Raw genomic sequence first — 18800 nt, forward strand, 5'->3', positions numbered from 1 at the left:
CTCGTCGCATGATCGACGGGACATGACTTCCGCGGACCTCACGAGCAGCACGCGCGCGGCCCTCCCCGGGCCGGCGCAGACCGTCGTGCGCGCGCCCGTCGGCGCCGCGCCCCCGGCGTCACCCCCGACCGGTGTGCCGGTCTCGGCGCCCGACGTCGTCGCGACGGTGACCGGTGCGCTTCCCGTCGTCGTGAGCGTGACCGCGGTCGTCGTCACGCGCGGCGAGACCCCGTACCTGCGCCGCACGCTCGCCGCGGTGCGCGCCCAGACGAGCGGCCCGGACGCCGTGGTGGTCGTCGACGCGGCGAGCGCGGGGGCCGCCGGTCAGTACCCCGACCTCCACCTCGGCGACGCCCGGTTCGTCGCGGCGCCCAGGGCCCGCTCGTTCGGCGACGCCGTGGACGCCGCCCTCGCGAACCACGACGCGGGCACCTGGCTCTGGCTCCTGCACGACGACTCCGCGCCGGCGCCGGACGCTCTCGCCGAGCTGCTGCGCGCCGTCGAGCACTCGAGCGCCGTGGCCGTCGCGGGCCCGAAGCAGGAACGCTGGTCGCCCGGCACGGCGTCCGAGCCGGCGGACCCGTTCGAGGCCGGGAGCCCGGGACGCCTCCTCGAGGTCGGCTTCACGACGACGCCGCTCGGCCGCCGGATGACGGGCATCGACGACGACGAGATCGACCAGGGCCAGCACGACGCGCGCGACGACGTGCTCGCCGTCGGCCTCGCGGGCGCGCTCGTGCGACGGACCGTGTGGGAGGAGCTCGGCGGGACGGACCCGGAGCTCGGTGCGTTCGGCGACGGGCTGGACCTGTGCCGCCGCGCCCGGCTCGCGGGACACCGGGTGGTCGTCGTCCCGTCCGCCGTGGTGCGTCACGTGCAGGCCTCGCTCCTCGGGCTGCGGGACCGGTCCGCGCGCCGGCCCGGTGCGGAGGCGCCCCGTCCCGACCCGGACGCGTCGTACGTCCAGCGACGACGGGCGCACCTGCACGCGCGTCTCGTCGGGGTCGCGCTGCCCTGGGTGCCGTTCGTCGCGCTGGCGATGCTCGTCGCGGCCCCGTTCCACGCGATGTACCGCCTGCTCGTCAAGCAGCCCGGCCACGCGCGCGACGAGATCGTCGCGCCGCTCTGGGCGCTGGCACGGGTCGGGCCGGTCGTGCGGGCGCGCCGACGGGCGGGGCGGACCGCGCGGCTGCCGCGCAGCACGCTGCGCCCGCTCAAGGGGACGTGGCGCGAGGTCCTCGCGGAGCGCCGGGACCGTCGCCTCGCGCGGGCGGAGCTGCGGCGCACCGTGTGGGCGCCCACGGACATCGAGCGACGCGAGCTGCGCGCCCTCGCCGTGCGCCGTCGTGCCGGGCTGGGCGGCGTGGTCCTTGCGCTCGGCGGGCTCACCGCGCTCGTGTTCGGCCCGCTCGTCGGTCCGCTCCTGTCCGGGGGGCGGCTCGTCGGCGGAGGCGTCCTCCCGGCCGGCAGCACGCTCGGGGACGTGTGGCGGGCGGCCACGACGGGCTGGGTGACGACGGAGCTCGGGGCGTCGGCGCCCGCCGACCCGTTCGTCTCCGTGCTCGTCCCCGGCGCGCTGCTCGCGGGCGGGTCGGCGCAGACCGCCGTCGACGTCCTGGTCCCGGCCTGCTTCCTCGTGGCCGGGCTGGGCGCGTGGTTCGCGGCCGGCACGCTCACGCGCTCGGTGGCCCTGCGCGGGTGGGCGACGCTCGTCTGGGTCGCGGCGCCGAGCCTGCTCGCGTCCGTCGCCTCGGGGCGCGTCGGTGCCGTCCTCGCGCACGCCGCCCTGCCGTGGGTCGCGCTGACCGTCGTGCGTGCCGTCGGGCTGCAGCGGGTCGACGTCGTGGCGCCGGCGACGCCCGACGCCCCACGCCGCGCCCCCCGTCCCGAACCGGGCTCGCTCGCCGCGGCGGCGGCAGCCGGCTTCGCGTTCGCGGTGGCCGTCGCGGGGGCGCCCGTCCTGCTTCCCGCTGGTCTCCTCGCGCTCGGTGTCGCCGCGCTGGGCGTGCGCCGCCACCGCCGCTATCTCGCCCTCGTCCCGGTCCCCGCGGTCGTCGTCTTCGCCCCGTTCCTCGTGCACGTGGCCCGCACCTGGTCCGACGGCGGGTGGCGGCTCCTGCTCGCCGACCCCGGGTCCCCGGTCGCGTCGACCGCCGCCCCCGGGTGGCAGCAGGTGCTCGGCCTGCCCGTCTCCCCCCAGCCGTGGTTCGGCGCGGACGGGGCGGGCGCCGCCGACCTCCTCGCGCGGTGGGCGCCTCTCGTCGCGGGTGGCGTCGTCGTCGTGCTGGCCGCCGTCGCGGTCCTCCGGGGACGCCGCGTCGCCGCGGGCGCCTGGTTCGTCGCGGCCGCCGGGGTCGGCGCGGGGATCCTCGCGGGAGCGACGACGGTCGCGCCCGGTCCGTCGGTCGACGCGCCGGTCACGGGCTGGCCGGGTGCGGGTGTGTCCCTCGCGCTCCTCGCGCTCCTCGGCGCGGCGCTCGCCGGGCTGCCCCGTCTCCCGGAGCGGGACGCGGCGGCGTGGCGCACGGGCAGCGTCGTCGCGCTCGCGCTCGTCGTCACCCTGCTCCCGCTCGGGACGGTCACGTCGTGGACCGCGCAGGTCCTCGACCGCTCCGACGCGAGCGTGGGAGCGGTCCGCGCCACCACGCAGCCCGTCGTCCCACCGGTAGGCCGCCAGACGCAGACGTCCCCACGGCAGGCCCGCGTGCTGACGCTCGAGCCCGGGGAGGACGGCGTCGTCGCGTACGCCGCGCTGCGCGGTGACGGACCCCAGGCCGTGGACTCGTCCGCCGTCGTGCGATCGCGGCAGCAGGTCGCCCCGGGGGCCGTCGAGGCCGACCTGCCGACGACGGTCGCCGAGCTCACCGCGGGCACGTCCGACGACGCCGCGGCGCGCCTCGCGCGGCTGGGCGTCGGGGCGGTCCTCGTCCCGGCGTCCGTCCCGGCGGACCAGGACCGGGCCGAGCTGGTCGCCCGGCTCGACATGGTGCCGGGCCTCGAACGGATGACGGAGGGACAGTCGGAGGTGACGTGGCGGGTCGCGCCACAGGGTGTCGAACCCTCGTACGCGCGACTGGAGACCGACGACGGCACGGTCGAGCCGCTCGAGGCCGACCGGAGCGCACTGCGCCCCGTCGACGTCGGGGTGGCAGCCGGGCCGGCGGACCGCACCGTCGTGCTCGCGGAGAACGCCGCTCCCGGCTGGCGCGCGACGCTCGACGGGCGAGCGCTCGACCCCGTCGACCCGGCGCTCACGGGCGGGTTGCAGGCGTTCGCCGTCGGACCGGACGACGGACGTCTCACGATCTACCACGCCGCGGACCACCGGACAGGGTGGCTGGCGGTCACGGGCGTCGTGCTGCTCGTGTACGTCCTGCTCGCGGTCCCGGTGCGGCGACGTCGGCCGGTGGCACGATGACGGCCCGGCGCTCCGTCGCCCGTCGGCTCGCGACGACCGGCGCAGGGGTGGTCGGCATCCTCGCCGTCGGCGCGGTCGCGGCGTTCGGCGGTGTCCTGACGGACCGTGTCCCCGAGCCGGAGGTCGCCGACCCCGTCGAGCACGTGACGGTGGCCCCCGCGCAGGACGTCCTCGTCTGCCCCGGACCCGCGCGTCTCACCGACCCCGAGGCGGTCGGGGACGCACAGTTCGGGCCGGCGCCGGTCGGTACGACGAGCGTGCTGCGGGCCGCGGTCGCGGGTGACGCGACGTCGGTGCTCACACCGCTCGATGGCAGCGAGGGCGTCGAGCTGGACGCCGGCGCCGACACGGCCGGTCCTGCCGCGACGACGGTCGAGGACCCGACCGTCGGGTCCGTGCTCGCGGTCCGGCCGGGCGACGGCGACGCGCCGCGCCCCGCGGCGGCCGTGGGCTCCGTCACCACCGCGGGCGACCTGAGGGGTCTCGCCGCGGCGAGCTGTGGTCGGCCCGGGGTCAGCCACTGGCTCGTCGGTGGCAGCACCGAGGTCGGCAGCAGCGCGCAGCTCGTGCTCCAGAACCCCGGGCTGACACCCGCGACCGTCCAGGTGAGCGTCTGGGGCCAGGGCGGCGAGGCCGTGCTCGCCGGCGGCGGGCAGCAGCTCGTCGGTCCCGGCGAGGAGGTCGTGACGCTCGTCGAGGCCGCCGCGCCCGAGCAGCGTCGACTCGTCGTGCACGTCGAGGCGTCCGGCGGGCTCGTCTCCGCGTACCTGCAGCACACCACCCTCGACGGACTCGTCCCTCTCGGGGTCGAGTACGTCGTGCCGGGCACCCAGCCGACGCACGACGTCGCGCTGACGGGGTTCGCCAGCGTGGGCGAGGCCGTCGACGACCCCCACGCGCCGCAGGTGCGCGTGCTCGCACCCGGCCTGGACCCGGGGACGGCGCGCGTCGTCGTCCACGGTGCGGACGGCGTCGTCCCGCTGCGCGGGGCGGAGGAGGTCGCGCTCACCCCGGGCGTCGTGACGGACGTGTCCCTGGGTGGGCTGCCCGAGGGCCGGTACACGGTCGCGGTCCACGCCGACGTCCCCGTCGTCGCCGGCGGGTCGGTCGACCGGCGCGGCGAGCCGGACCCCGACCTCCTCCACGACGAGCGGCAGTACGACCGTGCCTGGATCGCGGCGGTGCCGCTCGCGGAGCCCGACGCCGCGGGGTCGACCCCGGCGGGCCAGGTCGCGCTCGTCCCCGGCACGTCGTCGAGCCTGTCGCTCGCCGCGGTGCCGGTCGAGGACGAGGCCTCCGACCCTCCTGCCGGAGAGCTCGAGCTCGCGGTGCGCGGCTACGCCGCCGACGGGTCGCTCCTCGGGGAGGAGACGGTCGCCGTACCGGCCGGGACGACGAGCACGCTCGACGCCGGGTCGCTGCGACCGGAGGGGTCGGACGACGCGCCGGCGACCGTCACCGTCGACGTCGTCCGCGCCGCCGAGGGAGTCGTCCCGCTCTGGTCCGTGCTCGCGAGCGCCGGCCCGCCGAGCGGCGACAAGGGCGACAGGACGCCGAGCCTGCTCTCCGTGCTGCTCCCGGTCGCGGACGGCTCCGCGCCGCGCGAGGTCGCCGTCCGCGCGTCGGGCACGGCGGGGCTCGGCCCCTAGGGCGTGTCTCCCAATGGCCTGCAATGATTCGGCCGTGCGTGAGTTCCTGATTCGTACCAGCGCCGATCATGGCTGGCCTGCGTTCCATCGCGACCGGATGGCAGAGATTCTCCAGCCAGGGGGCTGGGAGTGTGAGCCCATCGGTGGCGCAGGTGACTTCCGCGTCCGGGCCGAGGGCGTCGAGGTCTCGTACTCCGGCGAGGAAGTCGGCTGGCAGGTCACCTTCGACGGGGATATGCCTCGGGCCGAGGAATGGGTCGAGCAGGTCACTCGACAGATCGCCGCGGCCGCGGCCGAGCCGTGTGAGTGGCTGGAGTTTGCTTAGGAAGTCCGCAGCCAGGTGACGATCGTCTACCGTGCCGGAGCCGTCATGGCCGCGATCATCAGCTGGCTGCCCAGTTCCTGAGCCAACGGAATTTCAGGTGCTCCGCCGCGAACCGCGGCGGAGCACCTCGGCATCTGGCCCGGCTCGAACGGGCTGCCACCCTCTCCATGAACGGACACGCGACACCGGGACCCGCGTGCCTTGGGCAGTATCGAGATCACGCTACGCAGCAAGGGCCGTCGAACTCAACGCTTGAGGCCGTCCAGACGGCGACACGCTCAGGCTGCCAGCCGCATCTGTCGCATCAGCCCTTGGAGACCACCGCGATCCCGCCCGATGCGAGGGCGAAGATCCGAGCAAGTGCCGAGCGAATGACGGGATCCTGATCGATCCGATCCAGTGCCGCATACGTCGCTGGCAAGAGATCGATCGTCGCCACCCCGCCAGCACCGGGCCCATCGGCCGTCGAGAACAGCACCAGGCATCTGTAGGCCCGAAGGACGCCAGCCCGCTCCTCGCGCAGGAGCGACTGAAGAAGAATGCTGCCTTCCGCGACCTGAGCACGCAGGGCATCCACGGCTGACCACCGCGTCGCCCAGCCAAGTTCCTCGGCCTGCCGCTGGAGATCGATCAGCGTCTCGAGACCGATCTGGGACACCTTGAAGTCGGAATCTGCCGAACGAACCAGAGGCATCGCGGTCAATCTCCCTCGAAAACATCGATGCGAATCGGGTCTCCTGGACCGATCCGGCCATCGTTGATCCTCATGAGCAACTCATCCCATCGGTGATGACCATCAAGGATGGTCCCACCGCGCGAGACCAGAATCCCGTCGCCGGCACCCACACGGTTTAACTCGTGGCCGCGAGTCTGGCGCGAGGGTCACCTCAGGGTTGGGAGACACGCCCTAGTCCTGGCGCCCGGTCGGGGCGTCAGTGGTCGCCCGTGTAGCGCGGGTCGATCTCCTCGGGCGAGCGGGCGAGCAGGTGCGCGACCTGCTCGACCACCACGTCGCGCACGAGGTCCTCGAGATCCTCGGCGTCGAGCGCCCGCGCCTCGACCGGCCGGCGGTAGACGACGACCCGGGACGGCTGGCCCGACTCCGCCGGGAAGCACCGCCCGAGCGGCACGACGCCCTGCTCCCACGGCGCGGGGTCGGACGGCGGGACGTCCTCGACGGCGAACTCCGTGCCCCGGAGCTGCTTGGACCACGTGCGCTCGACGCGCTCGACCACGTCGACCACGACGTCGTCGAACCGCTCGGCCCGCGTCCGGTTCGCCGGGGCGGACGGCGGGAGGAGCGGCCCGCGGAGGCCGCGGCCCCGACGGTCGCGCCGTCGTGCCGCCGGGCCCTGGCCACCCGGTCCGGGCGCTCGCAGAGGGATGTCGAGGTCGTCGAACGACGGTTCGCCGGGCGCCTGCTCCACCGGCGCCGGGGGGCGGCGACCGGCGGCCCGGTCGCGCGACCGGCGACCGCGCCCCGCCGGCTCGGGCCGGGAACCGGGGAAGGAAGGGATGCCGCGCACACGACGACTGTAGACGCGCAGGCGGGCCGCTGTCCTTCTGCGGTCACCGTGCCGTGCCCTGCCGTGCCCTGGCACGGTGACCGCGACGGCGTGTGCCGCGTCCACCGACCTGGCGAAGGGCGTAAGGTCACCCCGTGAGATCCGTCAGGCAGTGCTCGCGCACGGCGTGCGTCCGTGCCGCCGTCGCGACCCTCACCTACGTGTACGCCGACTCGACGGCGGTCCTGGGCCCTCTCGCGCACCTCGCCGAGCCCCACAGCTACGACCTGTGCGCCGAGCACGCCGAGCGCCTCACCGCCCCGCGCGGCTGGGAGGTCGTCCGGCTCTCCCCGGAGTTCGTCGAGACCGGCCCGAGCGACGACGACCTGTCGGCGCTCGCGGACGCCGTCCGTGAGGCGGGCAAGGTCCGGAGCGAGCCCGAGCCGGCCGCCGTGACCGAGGTCGGGCGGCGCGGCCACCTGCGCGTGCTGCGCGCCGAGGGGGACTGAGCCCGGCGTCGTCGCCGGCAGGGCGCGCCTGTCGTCCTCTACGGGGTCCGCACGCTACGCGGTCCGCACGCTACGGCGTCCACACGCAGACGACGTGGCCGTGCCCGCCGACCTGCAGGGGCCCCGCAGCGTGGGGAACGAACGCGGACTCGCCCCGGGCGAGGACGAGGTCGTCGTCTGTGCCGTGCAGCACCGCCTTCCCGTCCAGGCACAGGACGATGCGAGGTCCCTCCGACGGGAACGTCAGGGTCTCCTCCTCGTCGACGTCGGCGACCACGAGGCCGAACTCCTCGACCGGGACCCGGTACGTGTGGACCTGTCCGCGGTCGCCCGACGTGGTGACGGTGGGGACCGTGGGACCGCTCGGCTCGAAGACGGCGCACTCGACCAGCGCCGCCTCGTCGACCCGCTTCGACGTGAGACCCGCTCGCAGCACGTTGTCCGAGCTCGCCATGACCTCGATGCCGAGGCCGCTCACGTAGGCGTGCACCACGCCGGCCGGGATGAACAACGACTCGCCGGGCTCCAGGGTCACCCGGTTGAGCAGGAGCGAGACGAGGGCTCCGGGGTCGCCGGGGTGCTGCTCGGCGAGGAGCATGACCGTGCGGTCGGCTCGCTCGTAGGGAGAGCCGCCGTCCAGGCGGCGGCGCACGGACTCGAGGGAGGCCTCGAGCGCGGCAGGAGTGCCCGCGTCGTGGCGCGACGCGACGAGTCCTGTGAACGCGGCGCGGATGCCGCGGGCCGACCTGTCCGCGCCGAGCACCGAGCGGACCGTCGCGACGAGCGGTCCGTCGAGACCGTCGAGGAGGGAGAGGACGGCGCGCGGGGTACGGAAGCCGACGAGCCCCTCGAACTGCGAGAGCGCGACGACCATCTCGGGCTTGTGCTGGTCGTCGTGGAACGAGCGGTCGGGCGAGCCGTGGGGCAGCCCGTCGAGGTTCTCGCGGTTGAACCCGGCGCGTGCGTGGTGGGGCCGAGGATGCACCTGGAGCGAGAGGGCACGGTCGGCGGCGAGCACCTTGAGCAGGTACGGCAGTCGCGGGCCGAAGGCGTCCGCGACGCGTCGTCCGAGCATCCCCTCCGGGTCGCCCTGCACGAGGTCGGCGAGCGAGACCTGCTCGGGCACGTCGCCCGGTGCCGCGTCGAGCACGGTCGACGGCGCGCTCCGGTGTGCACCGAGCCAGAGCTCCGCGGCGGGCCGGCCGTCCGGGGTCGAGCCGAGGAGCTCGTGGATCCGTGTGGGCGATCCCCAGTCGTAGTGCTGGACCGTGTTGTCGAGCCGGAAGTGCCGGTTGTGCATGCTGAGAGGTCTCGCGTCCGTCGGGCGGGGGCGCGTCCTGCCCTCCGCGGTCCGATGAGTTCTCCGGCCAGCGTAGCCGAGGGCCCTCGACCTCCCGGGTGCCGCGCGGGCGGGACCCGAGGAGAGCCTGCGGCCCGTCCCCACTACTGTTGTCGGGTGACCACGAGCGATCTCTCCCACCTCATCAAGGCCTACGACGTCCGGGGTACCGTCCCGGACCAGCTGAACCCGGAGGTGACGAGGGCGATCGGCGCCGCGTTCGCCCGGGCCGTCGTGCTCCCGGAGGCACCGGTCGCGGGCGGCGGCACGGCCGCGCGGCCGAGCGTCGTCGTCGGGCACGACATGCGGGACTCCGGGCCGGAGCTCGTGGACGCGTTCGCCGCCGGGCTCGCGGACGCGGGCGTGGACGTGACCCGGATCGGGCTCTGCTCGACGGACGGGCTGTACCACGCGTCGGGCGTGCTCGGCGTGCCGGGCGCCATGTTCACCGCGAGCCACAACCCGGCCGCGTACAACGGCATCAAGCTGTGCCGCGCGGGCGCGCGCCCCGTCGGGCAGGACTCGGGCCTCGCGGAGGTCCGCCGCCTCGCGGAGAGCTACCTGGACGACGGCCTCCCGACCGCCGTGGACGAGCGCGGCGCGGTCGCCGACCGCGACATGCTCGCGGACTACGCGGCGTTCCTCCGCGGTCTCGTCGACCTCTCCGGCATCCGTCCCCTCAAGGTGGTCGTGGACGCAGGGAACGGCATGGGCGGGTACACGGTCCCCGCCGTCCTCGGGACCGGCGCAGGCCTGCCGGCGCTGCCCCTCGACGTCGTCCCGCTGTACTTCGAGCTCGACGGGACCTTCCCGAACCACGAGGCCAACCCGCTCGACCCCAAGAACCTCGTGGACCTGCAGGCCGCGGTCGTCGAGCACGACGCCGACCTGGGCCTCGCCTTCGACGGCGACGCCGACCGCTGCTTCGTCGTCGACGAGCACGGCGACCCGGTCTCGCCGTCCGCGATCACCGCGCTCGTCGGGCTGCGCGAGGTCGGCAAGGAGCTCGAGGCAGGGCGCACGCCGACCGTGATCCACAACCTCATCACGTCGCGAGCGGTCCCGGACTTCCTCGGTGCCGCGGGCGCGAGGACGGTGCGCACGCGCGTCGGCCACTCGTTCATCAAGGCGCAGATGGCCGACAACGACGCCGTGTTCGGCGGCGAGCACAGCGCCCACTACTACTTCCGTGACTTCTTCTTCGCGGACACGGGCATGCTGGCCGCGATGCACGTGCTCGCGGCGCTCGGGACCCAGCCGCACCCCATGTCGGCGCTCGGGGAGATGTACGAGCCCTACGTCGCCTCCGGCGAGATCAACTCGACCGTGGCCGACGTCCCCGCGGCGCGGGCCCGCGTGGTCGAGGCCTACGTGACGCAGCAGGGCGCCGGACCGGTCGACGTCGACGAGCTCGACGGCCTGACCGTCTCGCACTGGGACTCGCACCCGCAGTGGTGGTTCAACCTGCGCGCGTCCAACACGGAGCCGCTGCTGCGGCTCAACGTCGAGGCCGCGGACCAGGACATCCTGGAGAAGGTGCGCGACGACGTCCTGTCGCTCGTGCGCGCGGCCGACGCCGCGGCGTCGGGCACGACGAGCGAGGAGCGAGCATGAGCCTGAACGTCGACCCCTGGGTGCGCGAGGCCCTGCGCTGCCCGGTGACGGGTGCGACGCTCGTGGACGGCACCGGCCCGGACGGCGCGCCCGAGCTGCACTCGACGGACGCGGAGCGACCCCTGGCGTACCCCGTGCGCGACGGGATCCCGGTCCTCCTCGAGGACGACGCCCGGGCGCTCTGAGCGCCGACGGCACACGCACGAAGGCCGGCTCCCCGTGAGGGAGCCGGCCTTCGGTGTCGAGGTGCGGGTCAGACGCCCGCGGCCTCCTTGAGGTCGTCGACGAACGTGGGGTTCTCCTCGAGCCACGCCTCGACGGCCGCGTCCTCGTCGGAGTGCTCGTCGGAGTTGAACATCATGTTCTCGAGCGAGAACAGCTGCTCGTCGTCCAGCTCGAAGGCGCCGACGAGCTTCGTGAGCGTCGGGTAGCGGTCCTCGAAGTCGCCCGCACCGTACGTGTGGATCTCCTCGGCGTCGCCCAGCGTGCCCTCGGGGTCCTCGAGGTCGCGGACGGGGAACTCGTCGTAGGCCCAGTGCGGGCGCCACAGGGTCACGGCGATGTTCTCGCCGGAGTCGGTCGCGCCCTTGAGCTCGGCGAGCATCGCCGGGGTCGACGAGATGGTGTAGTCCATGTCCTCGAGGCCGTAGGTCGGGATGACCTCCTCCTGGGTGACCTTCGTCAGGCCCGCGCCCGCCTCGATGCCGACGAGCTTGTTGCCGTACTCGTCGGCCATGCCCGCGAGGTCCTCGAGCGACTGGGCCGGGGAGTCCTCGTTCACCGCGACGGTGAGCTTGGCGTCGTCGTACCAGACGCCGAGGTCGGAGACGTCGTCCCCGTACTCGTCGAGGTAGGACGCGTGCGTGATGGGCAGCCACGCGTCGAACAGCAGGTCGAAGTCGCCGCCGGCGAGACCGGTGAAGACGATGCCGATGTCGGCCGTCTGCGTCTCGACGTCGTAGCCCTCGTCCTCGAGGATCGCCTTCCACAGGTGGGAGACCGCGATGCCCTCGTCCCAGCCGGAGGGGATGCCGATCGAGACCGACGTCTCGTCCTCGCCCGTGGAGGCGTCGCCGGAGTCCCCGGACTCGGTGTCGGACGCGCAGGCGGACAGGCCGAGGCCGAGGACGGCGGCGGTGGCGACGGCCGCGGTGCGGCGACGGGTGGTGGTACGTGCGGGGGTCATGAATTCCTTCCTGGGGTCCTGCGGACCCGGGGGCGGTGGTGCCCGACGGCGCGCGGACGCGCCGTCGGACGGCTGGCGGGGTGGGCCGGGCGGCCCGGCGGTGGCTCAGACGCGCGCGGCGGCGAGAGCCCGGGAGACGGGTGCGCGGTCGGCGAGGGCCGACGTCACGCGGTCGAGGAACATCGCGAGGATGACGACGGACAGGCCGGCCTCGAAGCCGAGCGCGACGTCGATGCTGCTCAGCGCCTGGACGACGGGCTGCCCCAGGCCGCCCGCGCCGACGAAGCCGGCGATGACGACCATCGACAGGGACAGCATGATCACCTGGTTGACGCCCGCCATGATCGTGGGCATCGCGAGGGGGAGCTGGATCTGGCGCAGGATCCGGCCCGGGGTCGAGCCGAACGCGTGGCCGGCCTCGACCACCTCCTTGTCGACCTGGCGGATGCCGAGCTCGGTGAACCGCACCCCGGGCGCCATCGCGAAGACGATCGTCGCGATGATGCCGGGCACGGGGCCGGTGAGGAAGATGACGACGGTGGGGATGAGGTACACGAACGCCGGCATGGTCTGCATGAAGTCGAGCACGGGTCGGACGGTGCGCGAGACCCGGTCGTCGCGTGCCGCCCAGATGCCGAGCGGGATCGCGATCGCGAGGGTGATCGCCGTGGCCAGGAGCACGAGCGCGAGCGTGTCCATCGCGTTGTCCCACTGGGCGACCCCGGCGATGACGAGGAAGCCGACGAGCGATCCGACGGCGAGCTTCCACCCCTTCGCGGCCAGCGCGAGCGCGGCGAGCGCGAGCGCGACGATCCAGAAGGGCGGGGTCGCGAGCACGGTCTCGAAGACGTCGTAGATGCTCGTGAGCACGTCCTTGATGACGTCGAAGACGGGGTCGAAGACGTCGGTCACCCAGTCGACGAAGGCCTCGACCCACTCGCCGAGGGGCAGCCGGGGAACGAGCGTGTCGGTCATCGGGCACCTCCCTCGGTCACGGGGCGGCCGTCCACGGCGCCGTCCTCCACGGGGTGGTCGGCCAGCGCGGCCTGCGCGGGCGGAAGGTCCTCGGCGCGGTCGTGCGCGACGGCCTCCCGGACCGCGGGCACGGAGACCTCGCCGGTACGGGGCTGGTCGCCCGGGACCATGGCCTCGAGCAGCGTCACGCGGGGCACGACGCCGACCAGACGGCCGGAGCCGTCGGTGACGGCGACCGGCAGCGGGGACTCCGCGGCGGGCGCGAAGATCTCCGCGAGGGGGGTGTCGGGGGAGACGGGCGCGACGCCGTCGCGCACGATGCCGTCGAGGGACTCCTTGCCGGCCTTGAGCGCGGTGACCGCGTCGGCGTCGCGCACGACGCCCTGGAGGCGGCGCTGGCGGTCGACGACGTACGCGGCCGACACCTGCGCCTCGCGCATGGTGCGGCTCGCCTGGCGCGGGCCGCCACCCATCGGGACGACGACGGCCGGGCGCACCATCACGGACGACGCGGTGAGGACGCGCGTGCGGTCCACGTCGGCGACGAACTGCGCGACGTAGTCGTTCGCGGGGTCGGAGAGGATCTGCTCCGCGGTGCCGATCTGGACGATGCGACCGTCGCGCATGACGGCGATCCGGTCGCCGAGGTGCATGGCCTCGTTGAGGTCGTGCGTGATGAAGACGATCGTCTTGCCGAGCGTCTGCTGGAGCTCGAGGAGCTGCTCCTGCATCTCGCGGCGGATCAGCGGGTCGAGCGCGCTGAACGCCTCGTCCATGAGCAGCACGTCGGTGTCGGCCGCGAGGGCGCGGGCGAGCCCGACGCGCTGGCGCATGCCGCCGGAGAGCTGCGACGGCAGCGAGTCCTGCCAGCCGCCGAGCCCGACGAGGTCGAGCGCCTGCTGCGCCTTCTCGCGGCGCTCGGCCTTGCCCATGCCCTGGATCTCCAGGGGGTAGGCGGCGTTGTCGAGCACGGTGCGGTGGGGCAGGAGCGCGAAGTGCTGGAACACCATGCTCACGTGCTTGCGGCGCAGCGCGCGCATCTGCTGGGCGTCCGCCTGCGCGAGGTCGGTGCCGCCGAGGAGGACGTGGCCCGAGGTCGGCTTCCACAGGCCGTTGAGCATGCGGATGAGCGTCGACTTCCCGGAGCCGGACAGTCCCATGACGACGAAGATCTCGCCCTGCTTCACGTCGAAGCTCGCGTCGATGACTGCGGCGGTCCCGAGGGGCTTGACGTCGTCGCGCGACGCGCCCTGCTCGAGCCGGCGCACGGCCTCGACGGGCTTGCGCCCGAAGACCTTGTAGACGTCGCGGACCGAGAGCGCGGTCTCGCGCTCGCCCGTCCCGGCGTGCGCGGTGCCGACGGATCCCTCCGTCCCTGGTGATGCGGTGGTGCTGAGTGCTGTCATGCGGCGGTGTCGCCACCTTCCGTCCGTGGACCAGCGCGTGGGCACCGGACGGGTCACCCCGCAGCGGGGGACGTCGACGGTGAGGGGCACGAGGAGAGGCCCCGGTGCGCGGACGTCCTCCCTCGGGCGGCTCGTCCGGCCGACGCTCCCTGCAGGGTCGGCGCACACAGGACCTCACGCTGATCCGATGTCAATCGGTTCACCTGCACCCTGCCTCAATCCAGGCCGAATTGCGACCGAGGTCCCCTGGATCGCGGACGATTGCAGGTGGATTCTTGACCCACGATCGTTGCGATCGCGCGGATCGCGCCGGATCGCGGATCGTTACCTCTTCGTGATCTTGATTCGGTCAAGAGATCGTGCTATCGCGCGCGTCCGCGCGCGCTCAGCGTTCTCGCCCCGGCCGGCTCCGAGGCGCGCTGGGTAGGGTGGGGGTGTCCGTCGGCGAGGCCGACGGACAGGCGCGGACGGGAGCCCCCAGCGCAGACCTCGACCGTGATCGTCCCCAAGGAGAATCATGTCCACGACGGCGCCAGCACCCACGACGACCCCCGGCTTCGACGAGCTCCCCGGCCGCTACAAGGTCAGGGACCTCGCGCTCGCCGAGGCGGGTCGTCACCAGCTCCGCCTCGCCGAGCACGAGATGCCCGGTCTGATGGCGCTGCGCGCCGAGTACGGCGCGTCGCAGCCGCTCGCCGGCGCCCGCATCGCCGGGTCGCTGCACATGACGGTCCAGACCGCCGTGCTCATCGAGACGCTCGTGGCCCTCGGCGCCGAGGTGCGCTGGGCGAGCTGCAACATCTTCTCGACGCAGGACGAGGCCGCTGCCGCCGTCGTCGTCGGCCCCGACGGCACCCCGGAGGACCCGCGCGGCGTGCCCGTGTTCGCCTGGAAGGGCGAGAGCCTCGAGGAGTACTGGGACTGCACCGAGCAGATCCTCGTGTGGCCGGCCGACGGCTCCGCGGACGCCGAGCGGCGCGGCCCGAACATGATCCTCGACGACGGCGGCGACGCGACGATGCTCGTCCACCTGGGCCTGCAGTACGAGCGCGCGGGCGTCGTCCCGCCCGACACGCTGCCGGGCGAGCCCGACCACACGCACGAGATGAACGTCGTGCGCTCGGTCCTGCGTCGCGCGGTCGACCAGGACCCGCTGCGCTGGACGACGGTCGCGCAGGCGATCCAGGGCGTCACCGAGGAGACGACGACGGGCGTGCACCGCCTGTACCAGCTCGCCGAGGCCGGCGAGCTGCTGTTCCCGGCGATCAACGTCAACGACTCGGTGACGAAGTCGAAGTTCGACAACAAGTACGGCATCCGGCACTCGCTGCCCGACGGCATCAACCGCGCGACCGACGTCCTCATGGGCGGCAAGGTCGCGTTCGTCGCGGGCTACGGCGACGTCGGCAAGGGTGCCGCGGAGGCGTTCCGCGGCCAGGGCGCGCGCGTGATCGTCTCGGAGGTCGACCCGATCTGCGCGCTGCAGGCCGCGATGGACGGCTACCAGGTCGCACGCATCGAGGACGTCCTCGATGAAGCAGACTTCTTCATCACGACGACCGGCAACAAGGACGTCATCCGCGCCGACCACATGGCCGCGATGAAGAACAAGGCCGTCGTGGGGAACATCGGTCACTTCGACAACGAGATCGACATGGCCGGCCTGGCCGACCTCCCGGGCATCACGCGGACCGAGATCAAGCCGCAGGTCCACGAGTGGACCTTCCCCGCCGGCACGAGCGCCGACGGCAGGGAGCGCGCGGAGCGGTCGATCATCGTGCTCTCGGAGGGGCGCCTGCTCAACCTGGGCAACGCGACGGGCCACCCGTCGTTCGTCATGAGCAACTCGTTCTCCAACCAGGTGATCGGGCAGATCGAGCTGTACCGCGACGCCGTGGAGTCGGCGGAGGCGGGCCGCGAGCGCTCCTACGAGCACCAGGTGTACCGCCTGCCGAAGGTGCTCGACGAGAAGGTCGCGCGCCTGCACCTGGACGCGCTCGGCGTGCGGCTCACGGAGCTCACGTCGTCGCAGGCCGACTACCTCGGCGTGCCCGTCGCCGGGCCGTACAAGCCCGAGCACTACCGCTACTGACGAGCACCGGGCGACCGGCCCCGCGACGACCTCCTCGGCGACCGTCGCCGAGCAGGAGGTGGTCGCGGGGCACCCCGCGCCGCACCGGCTGACCTGTGGGAACGTGTTCCACGGCTCGGCAGTCGCAACGTGAGGGTGGTGCTCGGTGGAGTCTCGTCGATCGACGTCCGGTCCTGGTCGGGCCCGTCGCGTGCCCGGGTGGGTGCGGTGGACCGCGAGCGGGCTGCTGCTCGCGCTGAGCGCCGTCCTCGCGGTCGCGGCGCTCGTCGCGCGCTACGCCGACGGCACCCTCCTCGACACCGAGCGGTACGTCGCGATCGTGCGGCCCCTCGCCGACGAGGAGTCCGTGCAGGACCAGGTCGTCGAGACCGTGACCGACCAGGTCATGTCCCGCGTGGACATCGAGTCGATGACCGCGACCGTGCTGGACGGCCTCGCCGCGTCGATCGACCCCGAGGCGAGGCCCCGGCTCTCGGCCGAGGCCACCGAGCGGGCCGACGCCGCCGCGGCCGCGCTCGCGCCCGTCGTGTACGGGCAGGTCGAGCGCCTCGTCCACCAGGTCGTCGAGCGCGTCGTGACGTCCGACGCGTTCGCGGGGGTGTGGGAGACCGTCAACCGTGCCGGTCACCGGGCGGTGGTCTACGTCGTGACGGGGGAGGGCGACATCGTGCGGGCCTCGGAGGACGGCGTCGTGCGGCTCAGCCTCGGGCCCGTGGTCCAGGACGTCCGCGGGGCGCTCGAGGAGCGCGGCTTCTCCTTCGCCGAGCGCATCCCCGACGACGTCGACCCGGAGCTCGTGCTCGGCCAGTTCCCGCAGGTGACGGTGGTCCAGACGGGCGTGACGTGGCTCGGCCGCGCCGCGGCCTGGCTGCCGTGGGTCGTCGTCGGGCTCGCCGCGCTCGCCGTGTGGGTCTCCCCGGCCCGACGGCGCGGCGTCGGGCTGGTCGGGGGGGCGTGGGCCGCGGCAGGCCTGCTCCTCGTCGGCGCCGTCGCGTTCGGACGCTCGGCGTACCTGGAGGCGCTGCCCGCCTCCGCGCGCGAGAACGCCACGGGCGTCGTGTACGACCGGCTGCTCGGGCCCTTGCGCGGCGACGGCATCTGGCTCGTCGTGGTCGGCGTCGTCCTGCTCGCGGCGGTGATCGGATGGTCGGTCTGGTCCGGCGGTCGCCGTGCCCCGGGTGACGTGGCCGCGTCGACGCCGCCACCGCCAGCGTCGTGACGGAGGTCCCCTGACCGGGGGGTGTCCCCCCTCCGCTCCGGCGGACCGCTCCCTGGTGGAAGGGCCGTCGCCGTCGTCAGACTGGCACCATGATCGCCGTGACCCCTGACCAGCCCAGCGTCCTTCCCTCGGGCGAGCCGTCGTCGTCGGGCACCCCTGCGCCCGTCCCGCTCTCCGCCGCCGCGGCGGCGTTCGCCGGGACGCGCCCCGACCCGCGCTACGTGGACCACCGCCGGCAGGTCTCCTTCCTGCGCGCGCCGTTCGCGGGCCGGACGTGGCGCGAGTACGGGTACCTGTGGCTCGCGCTGCTGCTCGCGCCGTTCGGGTTCGCGTACGCGGTGTTCACCGTCTCCTTCCTCGCGGGCGTCCTCGTGACCGTCGTCGGGCTCCTCGTCGCGGGCTGGGTCGTGGTCGGCGGTCGCGGCTGGGGGGCGATGTACCGGTCGATGGCGCGCTCGATGCTCGGCGTCGACGTCGCGGCACCGGCGCCCTACGTCCGGCCGCGCGGCTTCTGGCGCACGATGTGGAGCGGTCTCGGCGACGGCCCGGGGTGGCGGGCGCTCCTCTTCCTCGTCGTGACGCTCCCGCTCGCGATCGTCTCGTTCGTCGCGAGCACGGTGTTCCTCGCGGTCGGCCTCGGCGCCATGACGCACTGGTTCTGGTCACGCTGGCTGCCGCTCCAGCAGGCGAGCGACGGTTCGTGGCACCGTGGCGCCTCGTTCGGCACCGACTGGTTCGTGGACACCCCGGTGCGCCAGCTGGGGCTCGTGCTGGCGGGCGCGCTCTTCCTGTGGGTCTGGCCGCACGTCACGCGCGCCTTCGCGCACCTGTTCCGCGCGCTCACCGTGGCGCTGCTCGGCCCGACGCTCGCGAGCCTGCGCGTCGCGGACCTCGAGGAGTCGCGCGGCCGCACGGTGGAGGACGCCGACGCCAAGCTGCGGCGCATCGAGCGCGACCTGCACGACGGCACCCAGGCGCGCCTCGTCGCGGTCGCGATGCAGCTCGGGGAGGCGAAGGAGCAGCTCGCCGCGGGGAGCGACCCGGGCGAGGCGCTCGACCTCGTCGACCTCGCGCACTCCTCGACGAAGGAGGCGCTCGTCGAGCTGCGCGAGCTCGCGCGCGGCATCCACCCGCCGGCGCTGGACAACGGCCTCGCCGTCGCCCTGGAGACGCTCGCCGCTCGCTCGCCCCTCCCCGTCACGGTCGACGTCGACCCGGACGTCGAGGCGTCGGGCCGGCTCGCGCCCGCGGTGGAGTCGATCGCGTACTTCTGCGTCGCGGAGCTGGTGACGAACGCCGTCAAGCACGCGCGCGCCACGGGCGTCTACGTGCTCGTCGAGCGGCAGGGCACCGGTCGCGCCGCGCGCCTGCGCCTGCGCGTGCGCGACGACGGACAGGGCGGGGCGCGCGTCGTGCAGCCCGGCTCCGACGGCCAGCGGTCCGGTCTCGCCGGCCTCGCGGAGCGCGTGCGCTCGGTCGACGGCTCGTTCGAGCTGACGAGCCCGGTCGGCGGGCCGACCGTCGTGACGGTGCTCCTCCCCGCGCGCGTGTGAGGATGGCCGC

The 18800-nt window shown here is 74.1% G+C and carries 15 protein-coding genes; 9 read left to right on the top strand and 6 right to left on the bottom strand.

Annotated elements, in window-relative coordinates:
* Positions 1–22 precede the first annotated feature (22 nt).
* The 3 genes from ACZCLJ_RS19220 to ACZCLJ_RS19230 are packed head-to-tail and all read left to right on the top strand — an operon-like array spanning position 23 to position 5392.
* Positions 23–3418 (top strand): glycosyltransferase, encoded by a 3396-nt coding sequence (locus ACZCLJ_RS19220; RefSeq protein ID WP_463104927.1) that lies wholly within the window; start codon positions 23–25, stop codon positions 3416–3418.
* Positions 3415–5067, top strand: a complete 1653-nt coding sequence (locus ACZCLJ_RS19225; RefSeq protein ID WP_463104928.1) for a DUF5719 family protein — start codon at positions 3415–3417, stop codon at positions 5065–5067. The genes ACZCLJ_RS19220 and ACZCLJ_RS19225 overlap by 4 nt, the downstream gene beginning before the upstream one ends.
* Before the next feature lie 34 nt (positions 5068–5101).
* Positions 5102–5392, top strand: a complete 291-nt coding sequence (locus ACZCLJ_RS19230; RefSeq protein WP_463104929.1) for a hypothetical protein — start codon at positions 5102–5104, stop codon at positions 5390–5392.
* A 304-nt stretch (positions 5393–5696) separates the two neighbouring features.
* On the opposite strand, the gene ACZCLJ_RS19235 is transcribed toward ACZCLJ_RS19230, so the two are convergent.
* Both ACZCLJ_RS19235 and ACZCLJ_RS19240 read right to left on the bottom strand, forming a co-directional pair.
* Positions 5697–6086: a hypothetical protein gene (locus tag ACZCLJ_RS19235; protein WP_463104930.1), complete on the bottom strand. Its 390-nt coding sequence runs from the start codon at positions 6084–6086 to the stop codon at positions 5697–5699.
* A 238-nt stretch (positions 6087–6324) separates the two neighbouring features.
* Positions 6325–6918 carry a metallopeptidase family protein gene (locus ACZCLJ_RS19240; protein ID WP_353050411.1) on the bottom strand — a complete coding sequence of 198 codons (594 nt, stop codon included), beginning with the start codon at positions 6916–6918 and terminating at the stop codon, positions 6325–6327.
* A 134-nt stretch (positions 6919–7052) separates the two neighbouring features.
* Here ACZCLJ_RS19240 and ACZCLJ_RS19245 point away from each other — a divergent pair, with 134 nt between their 5' ends.
* The gene (locus tag ACZCLJ_RS19245; RefSeq protein ID WP_251150333.1) at positions 7053–7406 is read left to right on the top strand and encodes a DUF3499 domain-containing protein; all 354 of its coding nucleotides are present in this window, start codon (positions 7053–7055) and stop codon (positions 7404–7406) included.
* Between the two features lie 70 nt (positions 7407–7476).
* Here ACZCLJ_RS19245 and manA read toward each other — a convergent pair whose 3' ends face one another.
* Positions 7477–8706, bottom strand: a complete 1230-nt coding sequence (manA, locus tag ACZCLJ_RS19250) for a mannose-6-phosphate isomerase, class I (RefSeq protein WP_463104931.1) — start codon at positions 8704–8706, stop codon at positions 7477–7479.
* 156 nt (positions 8707–8862) lie between these two features.
* Between manA and ACZCLJ_RS19255 the strand changes: the two genes are divergently transcribed.
* Complete coding sequence (locus ACZCLJ_RS19255) at positions 8863–10359, top strand: phosphomannomutase/phosphoglucomutase (protein WP_463104932.1); 1497 nt, start codon at positions 8863–8865, stop codon at positions 10357–10359.
* Positions 10356–10544, top strand: a complete 189-nt coding sequence (locus ACZCLJ_RS19260; RefSeq protein WP_251150330.1) for a Trm112 family protein — start codon at positions 10356–10358, stop codon at positions 10542–10544. Before ACZCLJ_RS19255 ends, ACZCLJ_RS19260 begins: the two co-directional genes overlap by 4 nt.
* A gap of 68 nt (positions 10545–10612) precedes the next feature.
* Here ACZCLJ_RS19260 and ACZCLJ_RS19265 read toward each other — a convergent pair whose 3' ends face one another.
* The 3 genes from ACZCLJ_RS19265 to ACZCLJ_RS19275 all read right to left on the bottom strand — a co-directional run bounded on the left by ACZCLJ_RS19265 (position 10613) and on the right by ACZCLJ_RS19275 (position 13926).
* Positions 10613–11545: a glycine betaine ABC transporter substrate-binding protein gene (locus ACZCLJ_RS19265; protein ID WP_463104933.1), complete on the bottom strand. Its 933-nt coding sequence runs from the start codon at positions 11543–11545 to the stop codon at positions 10613–10615.
* Between the two features lie 105 nt (positions 11546–11650).
* Positions 11651–12520 (bottom strand): ABC transporter permease, encoded by an 870-nt coding sequence (locus ACZCLJ_RS19270; protein WP_251150328.1) that lies wholly within the window; start codon positions 12518–12520, stop codon positions 11651–11653.
* The gene (locus ACZCLJ_RS19275) at positions 12517–13926 is read right to left on the bottom strand and encodes a quaternary amine ABC transporter ATP-binding protein (protein ID WP_463104934.1); all 1410 of its coding nucleotides are present in this window, start codon (positions 13924–13926) and stop codon (positions 12517–12519) included. Before ACZCLJ_RS19275 ends, ACZCLJ_RS19270 begins: the two co-directional genes overlap by 4 nt.
* Positions 13927–14443: 517 nt before the next feature.
* Between ACZCLJ_RS19275 and ahcY the strand changes: the two genes are divergently transcribed.
* From ahcY to ACZCLJ_RS19290, 3 genes are all read left to right on the top strand, one after another.
* Complete coding sequence (ahcY, locus tag ACZCLJ_RS19280; protein ID WP_463104935.1) at positions 14444–16018, top strand: adenosylhomocysteinase; 1575 nt, start codon at positions 14444–14446, stop codon at positions 16016–16018.
* Between the two features lie 145 nt (positions 16019–16163).
* Positions 16164–17237, top strand: coding sequence for a hypothetical protein (locus tag ACZCLJ_RS19285; protein WP_463104936.1), 1074 nt, complete (start codon positions 16164–16166; stop codon positions 17235–17237).
* Positions 17238–17326: 89 nt separating this feature from the next.
* The gene (locus tag ACZCLJ_RS19290) at positions 17327–18790 is read left to right on the top strand and encodes a sensor histidine kinase (RefSeq protein WP_251150324.1); all 1464 of its coding nucleotides are present in this window, start codon (positions 17327–17329) and stop codon (positions 18788–18790) included.
* The last annotated feature ends 10 nt before the right edge of the window (positions 18791–18800 follow it).

The organism is Cellulosimicrobium sp. So1_17 (assembly GCF_055181235.1).

Coding starts and splice junctions, on each gene's coding strand:
- ACZCLJ_RS19220 (WP_463104927.1), top strand. CDS start 23: ATGACTTCCGCGGACCTCACGAGCAGCACGCGCGCGGCCCTCCCCGGG.
- ACZCLJ_RS19225 (WP_463104928.1), top strand. CDS start 3,415: ATGACGGCCCGGCGCTCCGTCGCCCGTCGGCTCGCGACGACCGGCGCA.
- ACZCLJ_RS19235 (WP_463104930.1), bottom strand. CDS start 6,086: ATGCCTCTGGTTCGTTCGGCAGATTCCGACTTCAAGGTGTCCCAGATC.
- manA (WP_463104931.1), bottom strand. CDS start 8,706: ATGCACAACCGGCACTTCCGGCTCGACAACACGGTCCAGCACTACGAC.
- ACZCLJ_RS19260 (WP_251150330.1), top strand. CDS start 10,356: ATGAGCCTGAACGTCGACCCCTGGGTGCGCGAGGCCCTGCGCTGCCCG.
- ACZCLJ_RS19265 (WP_463104933.1), bottom strand. CDS start 11,545: ATGACCCCCGCACGTACCACCACCCGTCGCCGCACCGCGGCCGTCGCC.
- ACZCLJ_RS19270 (WP_251150328.1), bottom strand. CDS start 12,520: ATGACCGACACGCTCGTTCCCCGGCTGCCCCTCGGCGAGTGGGTCGAG.
- ACZCLJ_RS19275 (WP_463104934.1), bottom strand. CDS start 13,926: ATGACAGCACTCAGCACCACCGCATCACCAGGGACGGAGGGATCCGTC.
- ahcY (WP_463104935.1), top strand. CDS start 14,444: ATGTCCACGACGGCGCCAGCACCCACGACGACCCCCGGCTTCGACGAG.
- ACZCLJ_RS19290 (WP_251150324.1), top strand. CDS start 17,327: ATGATCGCCGTGACCCCTGACCAGCCCAGCGTCCTTCCCTCGGGCGAG.